The 18352-nt window shown below is 34.4% G+C and carries 17 protein-coding genes and 1 pseudogene; 11 read left to right on the forward strand and 7 right to left on the reverse strand.

The features are described from left to right. Window positions 1–11: 11 nt before the first annotated feature. Genes HQN85_RS12570 through HQN85_RS12600 form a run of 7 tightly spaced genes read left to right on the forward strand, consistent with a single transcriptional unit; the run spans window position 12 to window position 5419 of the window. On the forward strand, window positions 12–1145 hold the full coding sequence (locus tag HQN85_RS12570) for an NAD(P)/FAD-dependent oxidoreductase (protein WP_173272756.1): 1134 nt from the start codon (window positions 12–14) through the stop codon (window positions 1143–1145). Further along, window positions 1145–1858: a methyltransferase domain-containing protein gene (locus HQN85_RS12575; RefSeq protein WP_173272759.1), complete on the forward strand. Its 714-nt coding sequence runs from the start codon at window positions 1145–1147 to the stop codon at window positions 1856–1858. Before HQN85_RS12570 ends, HQN85_RS12575 begins: the two co-directional genes overlap by 1 nt. Next, window positions 1855–2907 carry a type III polyketide synthase gene (locus HQN85_RS12580; RefSeq protein ID WP_173272761.1) on the forward strand — a complete coding sequence of 351 codons (1053 nt, stop codon included), beginning with the start codon at window positions 1855–1857 and terminating at the stop codon, window positions 2905–2907. The genes HQN85_RS12575 and HQN85_RS12580 overlap by 4 nt, the downstream gene beginning before the upstream one ends. A 1-nt stretch (window position 2908) precedes the next feature. Continuing rightward, window positions 2909–3355 (forward strand): 3-hydroxyacyl-ACP dehydratase FabZ family protein, encoded by a 447-nt coding sequence (locus tag HQN85_RS12585; RefSeq protein WP_173272763.1) that lies wholly within the window; start codon window positions 2909–2911, stop codon window positions 3353–3355. After that, window positions 3348–4622 (forward strand): beta-ketoacyl-[acyl-carrier-protein] synthase family protein, encoded by a 1275-nt coding sequence (locus HQN85_RS12590; RefSeq protein WP_173272765.1) that lies wholly within the window; start codon window positions 3348–3350, stop codon window positions 4620–4622. The genes HQN85_RS12585 and HQN85_RS12590 overlap by 8 nt, the downstream gene beginning before the upstream one ends. A 4-nt stretch (window positions 4623–4626) precedes the next feature. After that, a complete protein-coding gene (locus HQN85_RS12595) occupies window positions 4627–4878 on the forward strand; it encodes an acyl carrier protein (protein ID WP_173272768.1) in 252 nt (83 codons plus the stop codon). Beyond that, on the forward strand, window positions 4868–5419 hold the full coding sequence (locus HQN85_RS12600; RefSeq protein ID WP_173272770.1) for a 4'-phosphopantetheinyl transferase family protein: 552 nt from the start codon (window positions 4868–4870) through the stop codon (window positions 5417–5419). Before HQN85_RS12595 ends, HQN85_RS12600 begins: the two co-directional genes overlap by 11 nt. Window positions 5420–5683: 264 nt before the next feature. On the opposite strand, the gene uvrA is transcribed toward HQN85_RS12600, so the two are convergent. Then, the gene (uvrA, locus tag HQN85_RS12605; protein WP_173272772.1) at window positions 5684–8530 is read right to left on the reverse strand and encodes an excinuclease ABC subunit UvrA; all 2847 of its coding nucleotides are present in this window, start codon (window positions 8528–8530) and stop codon (window positions 5684–5686) included. A gap of 356 nt (window positions 8531–8886) precedes the next feature. On the opposite strand from uvrA, the gene fabV reads away from it, so the two are divergent. Further along, a complete protein-coding gene (gene fabV / locus HQN85_RS12610) occupies window positions 8887–10095 on the forward strand; it encodes an enoyl-ACP reductase FabV (RefSeq protein ID WP_173272774.1) in 1209 nt (402 codons plus the stop codon). 44 nt (window positions 10096–10139) lie between these two features. Here the strand turns inward: fabV and HQN85_RS12615 are convergent. From HQN85_RS12615 to HQN85_RS12625, 3 genes and pseudogenes are all read right to left on the reverse strand, one after another. Continuing rightward, window positions 10140–10550: pseudogene (locus HQN85_RS12615) on the reverse strand (arsenate reductase ArsC); the annotation flags it as partial. 8 nt (window positions 10551–10558) lie between these two features. Continuing rightward, window positions 10559–11026 carry a DUF6428 family protein gene (locus HQN85_RS12620; protein WP_173272778.1) on the reverse strand — a complete coding sequence of 156 codons (468 nt, stop codon included), beginning with the start codon at window positions 11024–11026 and terminating at the stop codon, window positions 10559–10561. Window positions 11027–11041: 15 nt separating this feature from the next. Beyond that, complete coding sequence (locus tag HQN85_RS12625) at window positions 11042–11374, reverse strand: ArsR/SmtB family transcription factor (RefSeq protein ID WP_173272780.1); 333 nt, start codon at window positions 11372–11374, stop codon at window positions 11042–11044. 80 nt (window positions 11375–11454) lie between these two features. Here HQN85_RS12625 and HQN85_RS12630 point away from each other — a divergent pair, with 80 nt between their 5' ends. Further along, complete coding sequence (locus HQN85_RS12630) at window positions 11455–12333, forward strand: pirin family protein (protein WP_173272782.1); 879 nt, start codon at window positions 11455–11457, stop codon at window positions 12331–12333. Between the two features lie 36 nt (window positions 12334–12369). On the opposite strand, the gene HQN85_RS12635 is transcribed toward HQN85_RS12630, so the two are convergent. Both HQN85_RS12635 and HQN85_RS12640 read right to left on the reverse strand, forming a co-directional pair. Beyond that, window positions 12370–13422: a ferredoxin--NADP reductase gene (locus tag HQN85_RS12635; RefSeq protein ID WP_173272784.1), complete on the reverse strand. Its 1053-nt coding sequence runs from the start codon at window positions 13420–13422 to the stop codon at window positions 12370–12372. Window positions 13423–13512: 90 nt separating this feature from the next. After that, window positions 13513–14286 (reverse strand): lytic transglycosylase domain-containing protein, encoded by a 774-nt coding sequence (locus HQN85_RS12640; RefSeq protein ID WP_173272786.1) that lies wholly within the window; start codon window positions 14284–14286, stop codon window positions 13513–13515. A 219-nt stretch (window positions 14287–14505) separates the two neighbouring features. Here HQN85_RS12640 and HQN85_RS12645 point away from each other — a divergent pair, with 219 nt between their 5' ends. Next, window positions 14506–15864 carry a pseudouridine synthase gene (locus HQN85_RS12645; protein WP_173272788.1) on the forward strand — a complete coding sequence of 453 codons (1359 nt, stop codon included), beginning with the start codon at window positions 14506–14508 and terminating at the stop codon, window positions 15862–15864. Between the two features lie 129 nt (window positions 15865–15993). After that, window positions 15994–17100, forward strand: a complete 1107-nt coding sequence (locus HQN85_RS12650) for a lactonase family protein (protein ID WP_173272790.1) — start codon at window positions 15994–15996, stop codon at window positions 17098–17100. A 1-nt stretch (window position 17101) separates the two neighbouring features. On the opposite strand, the gene bshA is transcribed toward HQN85_RS12650, so the two are convergent. After that, window positions 17102–18241 carry an N-acetyl-alpha-D-glucosaminyl L-malate synthase BshA gene (gene bshA, locus HQN85_RS12655; RefSeq protein ID WP_173272792.1) on the reverse strand — a complete coding sequence of 380 codons (1140 nt, stop codon included), beginning with the start codon at window positions 18239–18241 and terminating at the stop codon, window positions 17102–17104. Window positions 18242–18352: the final 111 nt, after the last annotated feature.

Below are 18352 nucleotides of genomic sequence, written 5' to 3' on the forward strand. Positions count from 1 at the left end.
AACCAATTATTATGGATTTTAAATCGGATGTTTTAATAGTTGGTGGCGGACTTGCTGGTTTAACTGCAGCTCTCCATCTTCATAAAGCTGGTTTAAAAATTATTTTAATTGAAAAAAGTAGCTATCCACATCATAAAGTTTGTGGAGAATATGTTTCAAATGAAGTTCTCCCTTATTTTGAATGGCTAAACATTGATATTAATAAATTATATCCAACTCACATTAATCGTTTACAACTCACTACAGTTTCAGGAAAAAGTATAAGTGTTAATTTACCTTTAGGTGGTTTTGGGATTAGCAGATATGAATTGGATAATTTCCTCTATCAGCAACTGTTGGAAAAAGGAATTGAAATTATAGAAGATACAGTAAATGAAATCACTTTTGATAACGGTACTTTCTTAGTAAATACTTTAACTGGAAAAAAATTTATCTCAAAACAAGTTATTGGTGCATATGGTAAGCGATCCACTATTGATGTAAAATTAGATCGTCCATTTATTAAAGAGAAATCTCCATATTTAGCTGTAAAAGCACATTACAAAGGTAATTTTCCAGATGACTTGGTAGCAGTACACAATTTTAACGGCGGATACTGTGGGGTTTCTAAGGTTGAAAATCAACACATTAACATCTGTTATTTGGCTAATTATGCGACTTTTAAAGCATATAAGAATATAGAAACCTATCAGCAAAAGGTTCTCCATCGGAATAAACATTTAGCAGAAATTTTTGAAAATAGTGAGATAATATTCGAGGCTCCTTTGACAATTAGTCAATTGGCATTCGGAGCCAAAACTGCCGTTGCTGATCATATTTTATTTATAGGTGATACTGCCGGACTTATTCATCCGCTGTGCGGTAATGGTATGGCAATGGCAATTCATAGTGCTAAAATATGTTCGGAATTACTACTGCAATTTTTTGATGGGATTATATTTTCCAGAACGGAACTTGAAAAAAAATATACCACATTATGGAATGAACAATTTCGATCACGCTTAAAAATGGGGAGCATTTTATCTTCTATTTTAAGAAAAGATAAATTAACTGATATGTTGTTGACAAGTGTGATAAAAATACCTTTTTTCCTTCAGCAAATCATAAAGAAAACGCATGGAAAACCTTTAATTTTTGATAAATAATGTGGATAGATACCAGTCGTAGAAGTGCAGCTCCAGAAATAATGGATGATTTTAAACTAGAGGGTGAAATATTAAGAGATGCACTTGATAAAATTGCTAGTATAAATAGATTATTAGGTGGTAATAAGGTTACCTTAAATGGTGTTAAAGAACTAATTAGAAACAAACCAAACCAAGAAATTATTCGTATAATAGATATAGGTTGTGGAAATGGCGATATGTTGAGAGCGTTAGCTGATTATGGCAAAAGCAATAACTTAAATTTTGAACTTATAGGTATTGATGCGAATAACTTCACAGTAGATCATGCTCGAAATTTATCGGTGGATTATGAAAATATCAGTTATGAATGCAAAGACATTTTTGAAAATTTAGACAAGAAAACTGACTGTGAAATTATGCTTTGTACTTTAACATTGCATCATTTTACAGATGAAGATATTATCAGATTAATTCAAAATTTTAAAAATTCTGCAAAGCTCGGTATTGTAATTAATGATTTACATAGAAGTGCTATTGCCTATTATTTATTCAGTGTACTATGTTTTGTTTTTCGATTAAATGACATGTCTAGAGAAGATGGATTAGTTTCAATACTACGAGGTTTTAAAAAAGCTGATTTGCAACGATATTCAAAACAACTAAATTTAAATTTTTGTTCTATAAACTGGAAATGGGCATTCCGCTACCAATGGATAATACAAACAGCATGAGCGTAAAAATAAAGACCGTAAGCAAAGCCCTACCAAAATATTCTAGAGCAACGAGTGAAATTATACCTTTTTTAGACATTTGGTTAAATGGAAAAGAAGAGCGTTTTGTTAAAAAAGTTAAAAAGATATTCGAAAATGCTGCTGTGGATAGACGCTATTCTATCATGTCGCCAGAAGAAGTTTTTAGTGATTTAAGTTTTGAAGAGAGAAACGACATCTACTGTCGAGAAGCAATTAAACTAGGCACAAAATGTTTGCAAACTGCATTAGAAAAAGCACAGTGGCAACCTCAAGATTTAGATTTCATCATTACCGTAAGTTGTACTGGCATTATGATTCCTTCTCTTGATTCTTACTTAATCAATGCATTAAAACTTCGACAAGATATTGTTAGACTGCCCGTAACTGAAATGGGTTGTGCTGCTGGTATTTCTGGCATCATTTACGCCAAGAATTTTTTAAAAGCAAATCCTGGTAAAAGAGCTGCGGTAATTGCCGTCGAATCACCAACTGCAACTTTTCAGCTTAATGATTTCTCAATGACAAACATTGTTAGTGCCGCCATTTTTGGTGATGGTGCAGCTTGTGTATTATTAAGTTCTGATTCAGCTGATGATGGGCCAGAGATAATAGCAGAAGAAATGTACCATTTTTATGATGCCGAAGAAATGATGGGTTTTAAACTTCGAAATACGGGTTTACAAATGGTACTTGATATAGCTGTTCCAGACACAATTAGCGAACATTTTCCAAATATTATTCATCCGTTTTTAGCTAAACAAAAATTAGAAATTAAAGATATTGATCATCTAATCTTCCATCCCGGAGGAAAAAAAATAGTGCAAATTGTAGAATCCCTTTTTGGAGAGCTCGGAAAAAACATAGAGGAAACTAAAAATATATTAAGATTGTACGGAAATATGTCGAGTGCAACAGTTTTATATGTACTCGAACGTTTTATAGATACCCAACCAAAAGCTGGAGAAAAAGGATTAATGCTAAGTTTTGGGCCAGGTTTTTCAGCGCAAAGAATTATATTGCAATGGTAATATGAACGCACAACAAATTTTAGAAAAACTCCCATATAGTAAACCATTTCTTTTTGTAGATGAATTACTACACATTGATGAGAATGGTGTTAAAGGAACTTACACTTATGCTGAAGAGCTAGATTTTTATAAAGGTCATTTTAGAGATTTCCCTATTACTCCTGGGGTCATTCTAACTGAAACAATGGCGCAAATAGGGCTAGTATGTTTAGGGATTTACCTTCTAGGAGATCAAAATACACACGCTAAAACTGCTGTTGTGATGACTTCAAATCATATAGACTTTTTAAAACCAGTTTTCCCATTGGAAAAAGTGATAGTAACCAGTGAAAAAGTTTATTTTCGCTTTAATAAATTAAGTTGTAACGTTAAGATGGAAAACGAAGCTGGAGAAATTGTTTGCAAGGGAACTATTGCCGGAATGATAACTGAAAAATCACATGAATAATCGTGTTGTAATTACTGGTTTAGGCATAGTTTCGCCAAATGGCATACATCTTAAACAATTTAAGGAAGCGATAAAAAATGGTATTTCTGGCATTCGTCACGATGAACAATTAGAAGCCTTAAAGTTTTCTTGTCAGATTTCTGGCAAACCCGAATTAACGGATGAAATTATACATGCTTCTTTTACAGAACTCGAACTAAAATCTTTAGAAAGTACTGCAATTTTATACGGTGTTATTGCAGCGTTAGAAGCATGGAAAGACGCAGGCTTATCGATAGAAAACAATGAAAATCCAGATTGGGAAAGCGGCACTATCTTCGGCACTGGAACATCAGGAATAGAAAAAGTTAGATCATCTATTTATAAATTAGATGATTTACAAGTTAGACGATTAGGTAGTACCGCCGTAGCACAGACTATGGCCAGTGGGGTAAGTGCTTATATAGGTGGTAAATTAGGATTAGGGAATCAAACGACCACTAACTCATCAGCCTGCATAACAGGAACCGAAAGTATATTGATGGCCTACGATAGAATAAAATCAGGGCAAGCCAACAGAATGTTAGCTGGCAGTACAACAGATAGTGGACCTTACATTTGGGGAGGTTTTGATGCTATGAAAGTGTGTACATTTAGGCACAACCACGAACCAGAAAAAGGAAGTAGGCCAATGAGTGCTTCTGCAAGTGGCTTTGTACCTTCAAGTGGTGCTGGCGCTTTAGTGCTCGAATCTTTAAAAAGCGCTTTAAAAAGAGGCGCTAAAATTTATGCTGAAGTTTTAGGTGGAAATGTAAATTCTGGAGGACAACGTGGGTTAGGGACAATGACTGCTCCAAATCCGCTAGCTGTTCAAAGATGTATTACGGATGCAATAAAAAATGCCGGAATATCATCAAAAGATATCGATATCATTAACGGCCATTTAACAGCAACAACAAAAGATGCATTCGAGATAGAAAATTGGGCAAATGCTCTTGGCCGATCTGGCAGTGATTTTCCACTTATAAATTCATTAAAAGGTATGATTGGTCATCCACTGAGCGCAGCTGGAAGTATGGAATGTGTGGCTTCGGTTTTGCAATTAGCTGATGATTTTATCTTTCCAAATATTAATTGTGAAGATTTACATTCTGAAATAACAACTATAATTGATCCACATTGTATCCCTACACAATTAATAAATAAAGAACTTACTATTTTAGCGAAAGCCAATTTTGGTTTTGGCGATGTAAATGCTTGTGTTATCTTTAAAAAATTTAAAAACTAATAAAATGTCTATAATAAACGATCTAAAAGAAATTATTAAACCTTATACAGAGAATAAAATTGCACTAGAGAATATATCAGAAGACACCGATTTATTAAAAGACCTCAACATCAATTCAGCTAACTTGGTTGATATTGTTTTAGATGTTGAAGAGAAATTTGGAATAACGATAGATGATGCATCTATGAATAAAATGTTAACTGTAAAAGCAACCATTGCTGTAATAGAAGAAAAACTAGCACAAAATGCTGGGTAATGACATTGTAGACTTGCAAAAAGCAAGTTTAGAAAGTAATTGGCGTAGAAAGGGATATTTAAACAAACTTTTTACTGCAGATGAGCAAGAGCAAATTCTTACTTCAACAAATCCAGAAATAACTGTTTGGTTATTTTGGAGCATGAAAGAAGCAGCTTACAAAATCGTCAACAGAGAAACTGAAGAACGATTTTATAACCCAAAAAGGTTTAGTTGTAAATTTAATGGAAATAATGGGCTTGTGAATTTTGAGGATAAAATAGTTCATACTAAAAGCCTCATCAATCTAGATTTCATTCACACCATTGCTTCAATAACAAGCCAAGATCTTGGCAGTATACAAACTACCTATTTCGAAAATACTCATAATTACCTATCTGATTTTAATTCGAATTCTAAACATTATGTATTAGAGAAAGACATCTATGGAGTTCCGAATTTAGTAGATAAAATTAACGGGAAAAAGCATTTTGCTTCTATTAGTCATCATGGAAAATACTTAGCTATTGTTTCGTTCGTCATTGAGAAGAAGAATGACTAAGCAATCTTAAAACACTTCTAAATATTAAATATTCGCTTTAGGATTGCTTCATGCTTCGCAATGACAATTGTTAACTAAACGGGATTGAAGCGAAAATCCTTTTTGTAAAGCTGAGCTTGTCGAAGTACAAAAAGATTGCAGCAAAAAGCCCGACTAACAATAATCAGGCTTCTGTATATGATTTTCGAATATTTTTTTCTACCTAAGTTTGTGTTGCAAGCCAGATGCTGAAATAAATTCAGCATGACGACCACTTAGATTAAACTACCCTTCCATCTCCTTCTTCAAAAATTTACCAGTTAAGCTAATTGGATTTTGAATTAACCCTTCAGGCGTACCTTCAAAAATAATCCGACCACCACCAGCACCACCTTCTTCACCTAAATCAATTACCCAATCTGCAACTTTTACCACATCCAAATTGTGCTCAATTACTAAAACTGTATTTCCCTTTTCAACCAACTCATTCAGCACACCCAATAAAACATTAATGTCTTCAAAGTGCAAACCAGTTGTAGGTTCATCTAAAATATAAAAGGTTTTTCCGGTATCTTTTTTAGAAAGTTCGGTAGCCAACTTTACGCGTTGCGCTTCCCCTCCAGATAAGGTTGTAGAAGACTGCCCTAATCTGATATACCCTAACCCAACATCATTTAACGTTTTTATTTTACGGTAAATCGCCGGCATCTGATCAAAAAAAGCACAAGCCTCTTCAATACTCATATCCAGTACATCGCTAATCGATTTACCACGATAACGAACCTCTAATGTTTCACGGTTATATCTTCTACCTCCACACTCTTCACACGGTACAGCAACATCTGGCAAGAAATTCATTTCAATAACCTTCATTCCTGCACCTTGGCATGTTTCACAACGGCCACCTTTTACATTGAAAGAAAAACGACCAGGTTTGTAACCACGAATTTTCGCTTCTGGCAACAACACAAACAAGTTTCTAATGTCAGAGAAAACGCCTGTATAGGTAGATGGATTTGATCTTGGTGTACGACCAATTGGCGCTTGGTCGATTTCTATTACCTTATCAATTTCCTTTAAACCATTAATTTTCTCGTATGGAAGCGGATGTTTTTTCGCTCTAAAAAAATGATGATTTAAAATTGGATATAGTGTTTCTGTAATTAAACTTGATTTTCCACTACCCGAAACTCCAGTAACGGCAATAAATTTACCCAAAGGGAAATCAACCGAAACCTCTTTTAAATTATGACCAGTTGCTTTAATGATAGATAACTTATGTCCATTTCCTTTTCTACGTTTCTTCGGAACTTCAATTCCTTTCTTCCCATTCAAATAGGCAGCTGTTAATGTGCCCGATTTCAAAATCTGAGCAGGTGTTCCCTCAGCAACAACTTCTCCTCCATGTACACCTGCCGCCGGACCAATATCAATTACATGGTCGGCTTCTAAAATCATGTCTTTATCGTGCTCTACCACTAAAACTGTATTTCCTAAATCGCGAAGATTTTTCAAAGCACCAATCAAACGCTCGTTATCACGCTGATGCAAACCAATACTTGGCTCATCCAAAATGTACATTACATTCATCAACTGCGAACCAATTTGAGTAGCCAATCGAATACGTTGCGCCTCGCCACCAGAAAGTGTTCTAGCAGTTCTATCTAACGATAAATAGTTTAGACCAACATCAGTTAAAAAACCAATACGAGCTCTAATCTCTTTTAAAATTTCTTTTGCAATTATATTTTGACGCTCATTTAAGCGATTTTCAACATCGGTAAACCAAGTTTTTAAACTAAAGATGTCCATTTCGGCAAGCTCAAAAATATTCTTACCATCTACTTTAAAATGAAGGCTTTCTTTTTTTAAACGAGCGCCATGACACTCTGGACAAGTTTTTAATTTGCGGAAAGCATCCATGTCATCCGCATTTGCGGTATCACTTCTTTTCTCCTGCTGTTCTTCTAATAACTTAATAATGCCATCAAAAGTGATTTGGTAATTTTGGACATTCCATTTATTATATTCAACAGCTACACTCAATAAATCATGTGTACCATTTAATATGAGATTAATATTTTCATCTCCTAACTTTTCTAATGGTGTAGAAAGTGAGAAATTATACTTTTTAGCTAATGCTTTCAACACCTGAAACATCCAAACATCTCTATATTCACCTAATGGAGCCAAACCACCATTTAAAATACTCAATTTCATGTTCGGCATCACCGATTCCTTATCCACCACAAAAATATAACCTAAACCATCACAACGCTCACATGCGCCATAGGGCGAATTAAACGAAAAACTATTTGGCTGGGGTTCATCGTACGAAATACCTGTCGTTGGGCACATTAAAAACTTACTGAAATGTGCTACGTTATTATCCTTATCACTTATTTTAATAATTCCCTTACCCAAACGCATTGCAGTTTGAATACTATCTAATAAACGTTTATGATCCTTTTCATCAATTATTAAACGATCAACAACAATCTCGATATCATGAATTTTATAGCGATCTACCTGCATTTTAGCAGTTAAATCTTGTATTTCTCCATCAATACGAACTTTTACATATCCTTGTTTACGAATTTGCTCAAACAATTCACGGTAATGACCTTTCCTACCCTTTACTACAGGCGCCAGAATATTTACCGGCATCGTATTAAACTTATTGTAAATATTTTTAAGGATTTGATCCTCACTCATTCGCTCCATTTTCTCACCAGTATTGTAAGAAAAAGCATCTGCTACACGAGCATAAAGCAAACGCATGAAATCATAAATTTCGGTGATCGTACCTACAGTAGAGCGAGGGTTTTTACTGGTAGTTTTTTGCTCAATTGCTATAACCGGACTTAAGCCTGAAACTTTATCAACATCAGGGCGTTCCATACCTCCCATAAACTGACGAGAATATGCACTAAATGTTTCCATGTAGCGACGTTGTCCTTCGGCATAAATTGTATCAAAAGCTAACGAGGACTTGCCGCTACCGCTTAAACCAGTAATTACTACCAGCTTATTTCGAGGGAAACTAACATCAATATTTTTAAGATTATGCACCCTAGCACCATACACTTCAACATCTTTTTGCTCACCTAGGTCAATGTTCTTTTTGCTCATAAATTTTGTAATTCTCGGTAGTAAAAAACAGCCTGCAAAAATAACAAATTTTAAGCAGAAAAGCTATTGATCTTCAATAGTTAAAACACAGCTTTTTGTCAAACTATTTACCTTAAAACATAATTGAAACTTTAAGTAAATACTGGGGATTTTACTATTATTAAGTCCCGCTTATCTTGGGTTGACATCATATAAAACTGGAAATCAAAACCGAGTGTGATTAAGCAGCACATAGCGTACTATTTGAACAAATGAACTATATATTTGGAATGGAAAGAAATTAAGGATAGTTTTGAAGAATAGAACGCAGTAATTTAAACCAGCGTTAATTAGTTAAGTAATAGCTTTAAAAAATTATGATTATTGAACCTAGAATGCGAGGATTTATATGTTTAACCGCACACCCAAAAGGTTGTGAGCAAAACGTAATTAATCAAATTAACTATATCAAATCTCAAGGCCAAATAGATGGACCTAAAAAAGTGCTTGTAATTGGTGCATCAACAGGCTTTGGTTTAGCGTCAAGAATAACTAGTGCATTTGGCTCTGGTGCAGCAACAATTGGTGTTTATTTCGAAAAACCACCAAAAGAAGGCAAAACTGCATCACCAGGCTGGTATAATACCGCAGCCTTTGAAACTGAAGCTCAAAAAGCTGGTTTATATGCTAAAAGTATTAATGGAGATGCTTTCTCAAACGAAGTAAAGCAACAAACCATCGATTTAATTAAAGCAGATTTAGGTCAAATCGATTTAATCATCTATAGCTTAGCATCGCCAGTTAGAACTAACCCAAATACAGGTATTACACACCGTTCTGTTCTAAAACCAATTGGCGGTTCATTTACCAATAAAACAGTCGATTTCCATACTGGCATTGTTTCTGAAGTATCTATTGAGCCAGCTAATGAAGAAGAAATTGAAAACACAATAGCTGTAATGGGAGGTGAAGATTGGAGCATGTGGATTGATGCATTAAAAGCAGAAAACCTATTAGCTGATGGGTTTACAACTGTCGCTTATTCATACATCGGCCCTGCTGTTACCGAAGCAGTTTATCGCAAAGGAACAATAGGCATGGCAAAAAACCACTTAGAAGCGACCGCATTTACCATTAGCGATAAACTAGCCGATCTTAACGGAAAAGCTTATGTTTCAGTAAACAAAGCCTTAGTTACACAAGCAAGCTCCGCAATTCCTGTAATCCCTTTATACATTTCATTACTGTATAAAATAATGAAAGAAGAAGGCATTCATGAAGGATGTATTGAGCAAATTGGCAGATTGTTTAAAGATAGATTATATACCAATGGTGATGTTCCAGTAGACGATGAAGGGCGTATCAGAATTGACGATTGGGAAATGCGTAATGACGTGCAAGATCAGGTAGCTACCTTATGGAAACAAGCAACTACAGAAAATTTACCAGCCATAGGCGATTTAGCAGGTTACAAAACAGATTTCTTAAACCTATTTGGTTTTGATGTAGCTGGCGTAAATTACAAAGCAGATGTAAACGAAATGGTAGATATACCAGGATTAGTTGAGACTGAAGAAGGAGAGTAAGAATCTAGCCTAAAATAAAAAACCTCATTCAAAATTAGTTGAATGAGGTTTTCTTTTATAAAACGATAGCAATAGCTTTTAATTAAATCCCTAACCCTGTTAAACTCCGCTTCAATTTCTTCTTCCGTTCCTTTCGCCTTTGCAGGATCTGGAAAATTGTAATGAAACTTTTTCGCTTCGCTATAAAAAAATGGACAGTTTTCTTTAGCATTATCACAAACTGTAATCACGTAATCAAAATCTATATTGCTATATTCATCAACGTGGCTTGAAGTATGTTTAGAAATATCAATTCCATCTTCCGCCATAGTGGCTATAGCTTTTGGATTTACACCATGAGTTTCAATTCCGGCACTATAAACTTCCGCAGTACCTTTTGCAAAATATCGTAAATAACCTTCTGCTAGCTGACTACGGCAACTATTGCCTGTACAGAGCACTAATATCTTCTTCATTTTCCTAATTAGCAGCAACCGCCACCAGGTGTACAAGCATTTGCTGTTGGCAATTGAACCAAGTTTATTTTTTGTTTTTCTGTCGGAATTCCACAAGCATCTTTAGCTAAACAAGCAGTTTGAGTATTTATTAGCACAAAATCTTTTCCATTAAAGTCCAATCCATATTTACCAATGGTATCACTTTGATATTCTACTTCTATCTCCAAATCTTCCATTCCCAAAACCTTTTCTGATAGCCCAATAATGTTTAACAGTTTACCTGGTTTTAGGCGATGCTCAAAATCATTAGCGTCCCACAACTGAAAATTAGCCTTCTTTTCTGTACGAACAGTTCCACCACAATCTATAAAGTGTTTGCTTACCACACCTATTTCAGTTACATGAAAATGTTCAGGTACTGATGTACCATCTTCCAATATAAAATTTACAGTTTCAGCTGTAGCTAGCATAGTTTTAATTTCTGATAATTTCATTTTATTACGATTTAATTAACAACAATTATTCTTTTGTACTTTAATTTTCCCAAAAACCTCCGACAGGAAATTTTGAAATTTACTAAATGTTTCTTCGTCAATACAGTAACAGATTGCATTTCCCTCAATACTTCCTTTAATTAACCCCGCGTTCTTTAACTCCTTTAAATGCTGAGAAACAGTTGGTTGGGCTAAAGGCAATTCGTTTACAATATCTCCACAAATACAGGTATCTACCGTTAACAAATAATCAATTATTGCAACCCTAGCCGGATGACCTAAAGCTTTCATTAATGCCGCAATTTCATTTTGCTTTTGTGTAAAGTGTGCTGTTTTAGATGCGCCCATATTTATATTTTAATATTGCAATATTACGATAAAGATTTATACCATCCAAATTATTATTATCTTTAAATAAAAATAATCTGATGTCGAATATTAAGCTCATTATTGAAGAAAGACCAAGTGATATTGGGAATTTTATGGTTGGTAGATTGTTGCCATTTAGAGAAAAAAGAATGGTTGGCCCTTTTTCTTTTATAGACCATATGGGTCCAACGATAATGAGCGACCATGCAAATTTAGATATTCCACCTCATCCACATATTGGCTTATCTACGCTCACCTATCTTTTTCAGGGAAATATTATGCACAAAGATAGTTTAGGAACCGAAGTAGAAATTAAACCAGGTCAAGTAAACTGGATGACAGCAGGAAAAGGAATTGTTCACTCAGAAAGAACTCCTGAGTATCTTCGTCACTCTACTAAAATGTTGCATGGTTTACAAATTTGGGTTGCCCTACCAAAAGATCTAGAACAAATGGAACCCGAATTTTTTCACGCAGATGCGGACGAAATTCCAACTTGGAAAAATAACAACATCCACTATAAATTAATTGCTGGTGAAGTTTTAGGACACAAATCTCCTATTCCAGTTTATAGTTCTTTATATTTATTGGAATTGAAAAGTACAACTCGAACCACAGTTAAAATTGGCGAGGAACTTTTTGGCGAAAGCGGAATTTATATTTTAGAAGGTGCTATTGAAAACGATGGCAATACTTTTCAACCAAAACAATTATTAGTAGCAAAAGACAGTTCTCTTTGTGAGTTTACCATGCAAGAAAACACCACTATCTACATTTTTGGCGGCGAACCCTTTCCCGAAGAACGGTTTATTTATTGGAATTTCGTAGCATCTAGCAAAGAATTAATTGGAGAAGCTAAAACAAAATGGTTAAATCAAGAATATCCACCAGTGCCTGGAGAAACAGATTTTGTACCATTGCCTGAAAGAAGAATCTAATGGTTTTTGGTTTGCTATGTTAACTATGTAGTTAAACTATCCCCAAGTAATTGTTGTATCATTAACTGTCGGATGCCCTGTACACACTAAAACTCTACCTTTTGCAACTTCATCATCCGTTAAAACCTCATTATAATCCATTCTAACACCACCAGAAATGCAAGTTGCCGTACAGGTACTACAAACTCCACCACTACAACTGTAAGGCAAATTAATTTTATTTTCAAGCGCTATTTCTAAAATCCTTTTAGGCCAAGGAACTAGCAAATGATGTATTTTCCCTTTGAAATGTAGATTAACCGAATACGTATTTTTATCTACAACTTTTTCAGTTGCATCGTCTTCATCTGCCTCATCTTCCGGCAAAACAAATGTCTCGCGTTTAACTTGGTTAGGTTTAAAACCTGCACCTAATAAGGTAATGCGACAAACATCCATATAATCTACTGGTCCACACGTATAAAACAAAGCATCTTTAGCATCAAATTCCATATTTTCTTTTACCAACTGGTTGATGAGAAAACCATTTAATCTTGCCCTAAATAAATTTTTCGAGTTACTAAAAAGATGAATAACCTCCAATCTAGCAGAATGTTCGACTTGCCATTTAGCAATTTCCTCTATAAACAAAGTATCTTCCGCAGAGCGGCTACTATAAATCAATACAATTTTAGAGTTTGTTTCGGTAATTAATGCTGTTTTCAAAATGGATAAAAGAGGCGTAATTCCAACTCCAGCAGCAAATAAAAAAACGGTTCTTTTAGCTTTAGCATTTGGCTGATAAATAAATTGCCCATTTGGTTTTGCTATTTCTACAGTATCGCCTATAGCTATTTGATGATGAATAAATCTTGATATCTCTCCATTTTCAACTAATTTAACTGCAATAGAAATAGGTTCATCAACATCTGGCGAACTACAAAAAGAATACGAACGTCGTAACTCTCTCCCATTTACTTGAAAAACCAGTGGCAAAAACTGACCTGCTTTGTAATTCAACTTTTCACCATTTATGGTTTCGAAATTTATACTTAAAACTTCAGAAGCTTGTTTAATTACAGAAATAACACGGAGTTTTTGCAGCGACATGCAACTAAAATAGGAAACATTTGTCATTCAAGAGAATCAAAAAAGCCATTCGTGTTGTACGAATGGCTAATAAATTTTAACTACTAAATCTTATTCTATTGTTGTAGGTTGAGATTCAGTATATGCAATTAATGCTTTTTGACTTTTGTAACCGTTACGAGCAGGATTTTCAAGAATTTCTTTCATTGAAATGAGTTTGTAAACATATCCACCTGTTTCACGATTCAATTTCATTTTAAAATAATTATCTTGATTTTGCTTGTTAATTTGTCTTTTCATGTGTACATCGCCAACATTATAAGCTGCCGCAACTAAAGTCCAGCTATCAAAAATACTATAAAGCTCTCTAATGTATTTACAAGCTGCAATAGTAGATTTCCTCAAGTTTTGACGTTCATCTATCTTTCCATTTACTTTCAATCCATAAGTACGAGCGGTTCCTGGCATAAATTGCCAATAACCCGATGCACCTTTTGGAGACGTACCACTTTGTAATCCTGATTCTACTAAAGGCATGTATTTAAAATCGTTCGGGATACCATAAGCTGCTAAAATCGGTTCAATAATAGGGAACCATTCTGCCGCTTTACGGTGTAAACGATTGGTTTGCAAATTTTGGTAGGCATAAGAAGCTAAAATTTTCTTCATTTTACCGTTAATCCTCGCATCGCCCAAGGGCAAATTTTCATCTGCAAATTCTAGTTGAGCTAATGTAAATGCTGGCTCTTCAGCTTCTTTTTTTATGGTGGTATTGTTGTCTTCTTTTCGACTTGTTTTTTCTTCTGGCAGCTTATAAGCAAACACTTTTGCCATAACCAGTAATGTTAAAATTACCGTACATGGAATGAGGTGTTTCTTTATCATCTTCCTCCTTTTTTTGGTGAACAAATATAATTGGTTCGGCAAAGATACAATACATTTAGTTAATTATCAAATAGTTACGTATTTTTCTGTTAAAATCAAGGTTTAAACCTACTTAAACACAGATTCCATTTTTGTGATTTTAGCTCAATTTTTACGAAATAGATTGATACATTTTTATTAAATTTGCACCCGCATATTTTATGTGGCTAAAAGCGTATCATGATAAAAAACAATAACAGGAACAGTCGCGATGACAAGTCCAAATCGGGCGATAGAAGTACAAGCAGAAGACCTGCAGGCACTGATAAACCTAAGAGTAGATTTAACGACAAAGACGGAAAAGAAAATTCTGGATTTGACAAAAAAGAAGATAAAGAAAAACGCAAATCTGGTTTTGCGGCTGGCGACAGAAAAGAATACAAACCAAGAACATCTCGCGATGGCGATTCGAAGCCATACTCAAAACAAGCATCTGGGAAAGATTTTAAAGCTAGAACATCAGCTGGAAAAGATTTCAAACCTAGAACCGATAGAGACGAATCTAAAAGTGATAGTAAAGGCGGTTTTAAACCTTGGGAAAAGAAAGAAAGTGGCAATGCCGGATATAAACCAAGGGCATATAAAGAAGGTAGCTCAAGAGATGAGAATACGGAAGGTAAACGTAGCTACATTAAAAAAGATAATTTCATAACAGACGGCGACAAATCGAAGTTCGCTGATAAAAAAAGTGGCACATCTAGAAGTACAGATAGCCGCCCATACCGAAAACGCGATGAAGGAGGCTATAAAGGTAAAGAATATCGTGGCGAAAGGATAGCTCCTGCTACTAGAGCAAGAAAAACTCAAGAACCGAAAGATGATGGCTTAATTCGTTTAAATCGTTACATCGCAAACTCTGGCATTTGTTCTCGTCGCAAGGCGGATGAATTGATTGAAGCAGGTGTAATTTCTGTAAATGGATCTCCAGTTTCTGAATTAGGTCATAAAATTGATCCTTACAAAGACGAAGTACGTTACAATGGCGAATTGCTAAAACGTGAAAAGAAAGTTTACGTTTTATTAAACAAGCCTAAAGATTATATCACTACTACAGATGATCCTCAAGAACGCAGAACGGTAATGCAATTGGTAGAGAAAGCAAGTCGTGAACGTATTTACCCAGTTGGTCGCTTAGACAGAAATACAACAGGGTTAATTTTGATGACTAATGACGGAGAATTGGCAGATAAATTATCGCATCCTAAAAATGGCATTACTAAAATTTACCATGTAGAATTAAACAAAAGTTTAAGCCAAGGCGATTTCAATAAAATTCAATTCGGTTTAGAATTAGAAGATGGTTTGATCAAGCCAGATAATGTTTCTTACGTAGCGGGCGCATCAAAACGTGAGGTTGGCATTCAAATTCATAGTGGTAAAAACCGTATTGTACGTAGAATATTTGAACATTTAGGTTACGATGTGGTTAAACTTGATCGTGTAGTATATGGTAATTTAACTAAAAAAGATTTGCCAAGAGGCAGATGGCGTTTTTTAGAAGAACATGAATTAATTCAAATTAAACATTTGATCAAATAATGCTGCAAAGCATAAAAGTTATAAAAGTCGTTAGTTAATGCTAGCGACTTTTTGTTTTTTAGCGGAATCCAAAATTTTTCTTTAGGTCTTTTTCTTTGTGTACTTTGCATTAAAATTGAATCCAATCTCATGAAAAAATATTTCTTCATTTTATTAGCTATTTTTTTAACTTTTCAAACCCAAGCTCAAAACTATAATTTACTCATTGGAACATATACAAATAAGGGAAATAGCGAAGGAATTTATGTTTATTCTTATAATGGTTTAACTGCAGAAACGAGCTTAAAAAGCATTGCTAAAAACGTAGTTAACCCAAGTTATTTAGCGGTTAGCGGAAATAAAAAATTTGTTTATAGTGTTAATGAAGATGGAAAAAATAGTGCTGTTAGTGCATTTAGCTTTAATTCTCAAAGTGGAGATTTGTCCTTCTTAAATAAAAAATCTTCTGAAGGAGCTGATCCATGCTATATTGCTATTGATGATAAAAATGTAATTTTAGCAAATTATAGTGGCGGAACAATTTCAGTTTTTGGCCGCAATGCAGATGGATCATTATCTGATGCAAAACAAATTATACAGCATACTGGTAGAAGCATTGACCCCAAGAAGAGACAAGAAAGTGCACATGTGCACCAAGTTCAATTTACACCAGATCATAAATATCTAATCAGCAATGATTTGGGAGAAGATCTTATTTACATTTACAATTACAATGCTGCAAGTATTGACAAGATATTAACCATAAAAATAGTTATTAAAACAAATGCAGGTACAGGTCCAAGACATTTAGTATTTAGTCCGAATGGTAAGTTTGCGTATTTAGCTCATGAATTTAATGGTAACATTACTGCATTTAGCTATGCAAATGGAAATTTGAAAAAACTTCATGAAATTGCTACTGTTCCAAAAGACTTTACTGGCAAAATAGATGGTGCAGATATTCATATATCTCCCGATGGCAAGTTTTTGTATGAAACCAATCGTGGTGATGCAAATACAATTGCTGTATTTTCTATTCTTCCCACTGGGATACTAAAATTTATAGAACGAGTAAGTACATTAGGCAAAGGGCCTCGAAATTTCGCGATTGACCCAAGCGGCAACCATGTATTGGTGGCGCATCAATACACTAATGATGTGGTAATTTTTAATAGAAATAAAATTACCGGCACTTTAAAAGATAGTAGCAAAAGAATTAGTGTAGGTGTACCTGTTTGTTTGATTTTTAGCAAATAACTTAATTAGCTACTAAAGATTTTTCTATTACTTCTTTATAGTAATCAATGTACATTGGCAATATCTTCTTTAAATCAAAATCTTGAGCTCTTTTTAGTGCGTTTTCTTTAAAATAATTCAACGTATCTTCATTGCTTAAAATAGTGATTGCTTTATTCGCCATATCTTCAATATCACCTACTTCGCACATATAGCCGCAATAATCATCTATATTTAATTCTGGTAACCCACCAGCATTAGATGTAATTACCGGAACTTTACACGCCATAGCTTCTAACGCAGCTAAACCGAAACTTTCAGATTCTGATGGCATGATAAATAAATCAGAAACCGATAAAATTTCTTCAACAGCATCTTGTTTACCTAAAAACCTTACGTTTTCGCAGATATTCAATTGTCTACAAAGCTGTTCATTTGAAGTACGTTCTGGCCCATCTCCTACCATTAATAATTTAGAAGGAATTCTTTCTTGCACTTTCTGAAACATCTTGATCACATCTTCTGTACGTTTTACTTTTCTAAAATTAGACGTATGAATTAAAATCCGTTCGTTATTTGGAGCAATAGCTTTTTTAAAATGTCCTTTAGGCTGTAAACTAAATCGATTAAAATCTATAAAATTCGGAATTACCTTAATATCCTTTTGAATATCGAAATGTTTGTAGGTATCCTCTTTTAAATCTTGAGAAACTGTAGTAATGCCATCGCTCTGATTGATGGAGAAGGTAACCACAGGTTTATAAGTTGCATCTTTACCTACCAAGGTTATATCTGTACCATGTAAAGTAGTTACGAAAGGAATATTAATGCCGTAAGTTGCTAAGATCTGCTTTGCCATAAACGCTGCAGATGCATGAGGAATAGCGTAATGCACATGCAAAAGATCCAATTTCTCAAAACGAACTACATCGACCAATTTACTGGCTAAAGCGGATTCGTAAGGTGCATAGTCAAATAATGGATAATCTCTTACCGATACTTCATGGTAAAACAAATTAGCCGAGAAAAAATCTAATCGAGCAGGCTGGCTATACGTGATAAAATGAACCTGATGGCCTTCATTTGCAAGAGCTTTACCTAATTCAGTTGCAACAACACCGCTTCCACCAAATGTAGGGTAACAAACAATTCCTATTTTCATCAATATTTTTATAAAATGTAAACCCTAAGTTTACAATAACAAATTAACCTATATCTTATTTAATTTGTGTTATCTATTGGTAATAAAATTGATGCTGAACAAAATGATTTA

The sequence above is a fragment of the Pedobacter boryungensis genome (assembly GCF_013204825.1).
In the GTDB taxonomy this organism is placed as follows: Bacteria; Bacteroidota; Bacteroidia; order Sphingobacteriales; family Sphingobacteriaceae; genus Pedobacter; species Pedobacter boryungensis.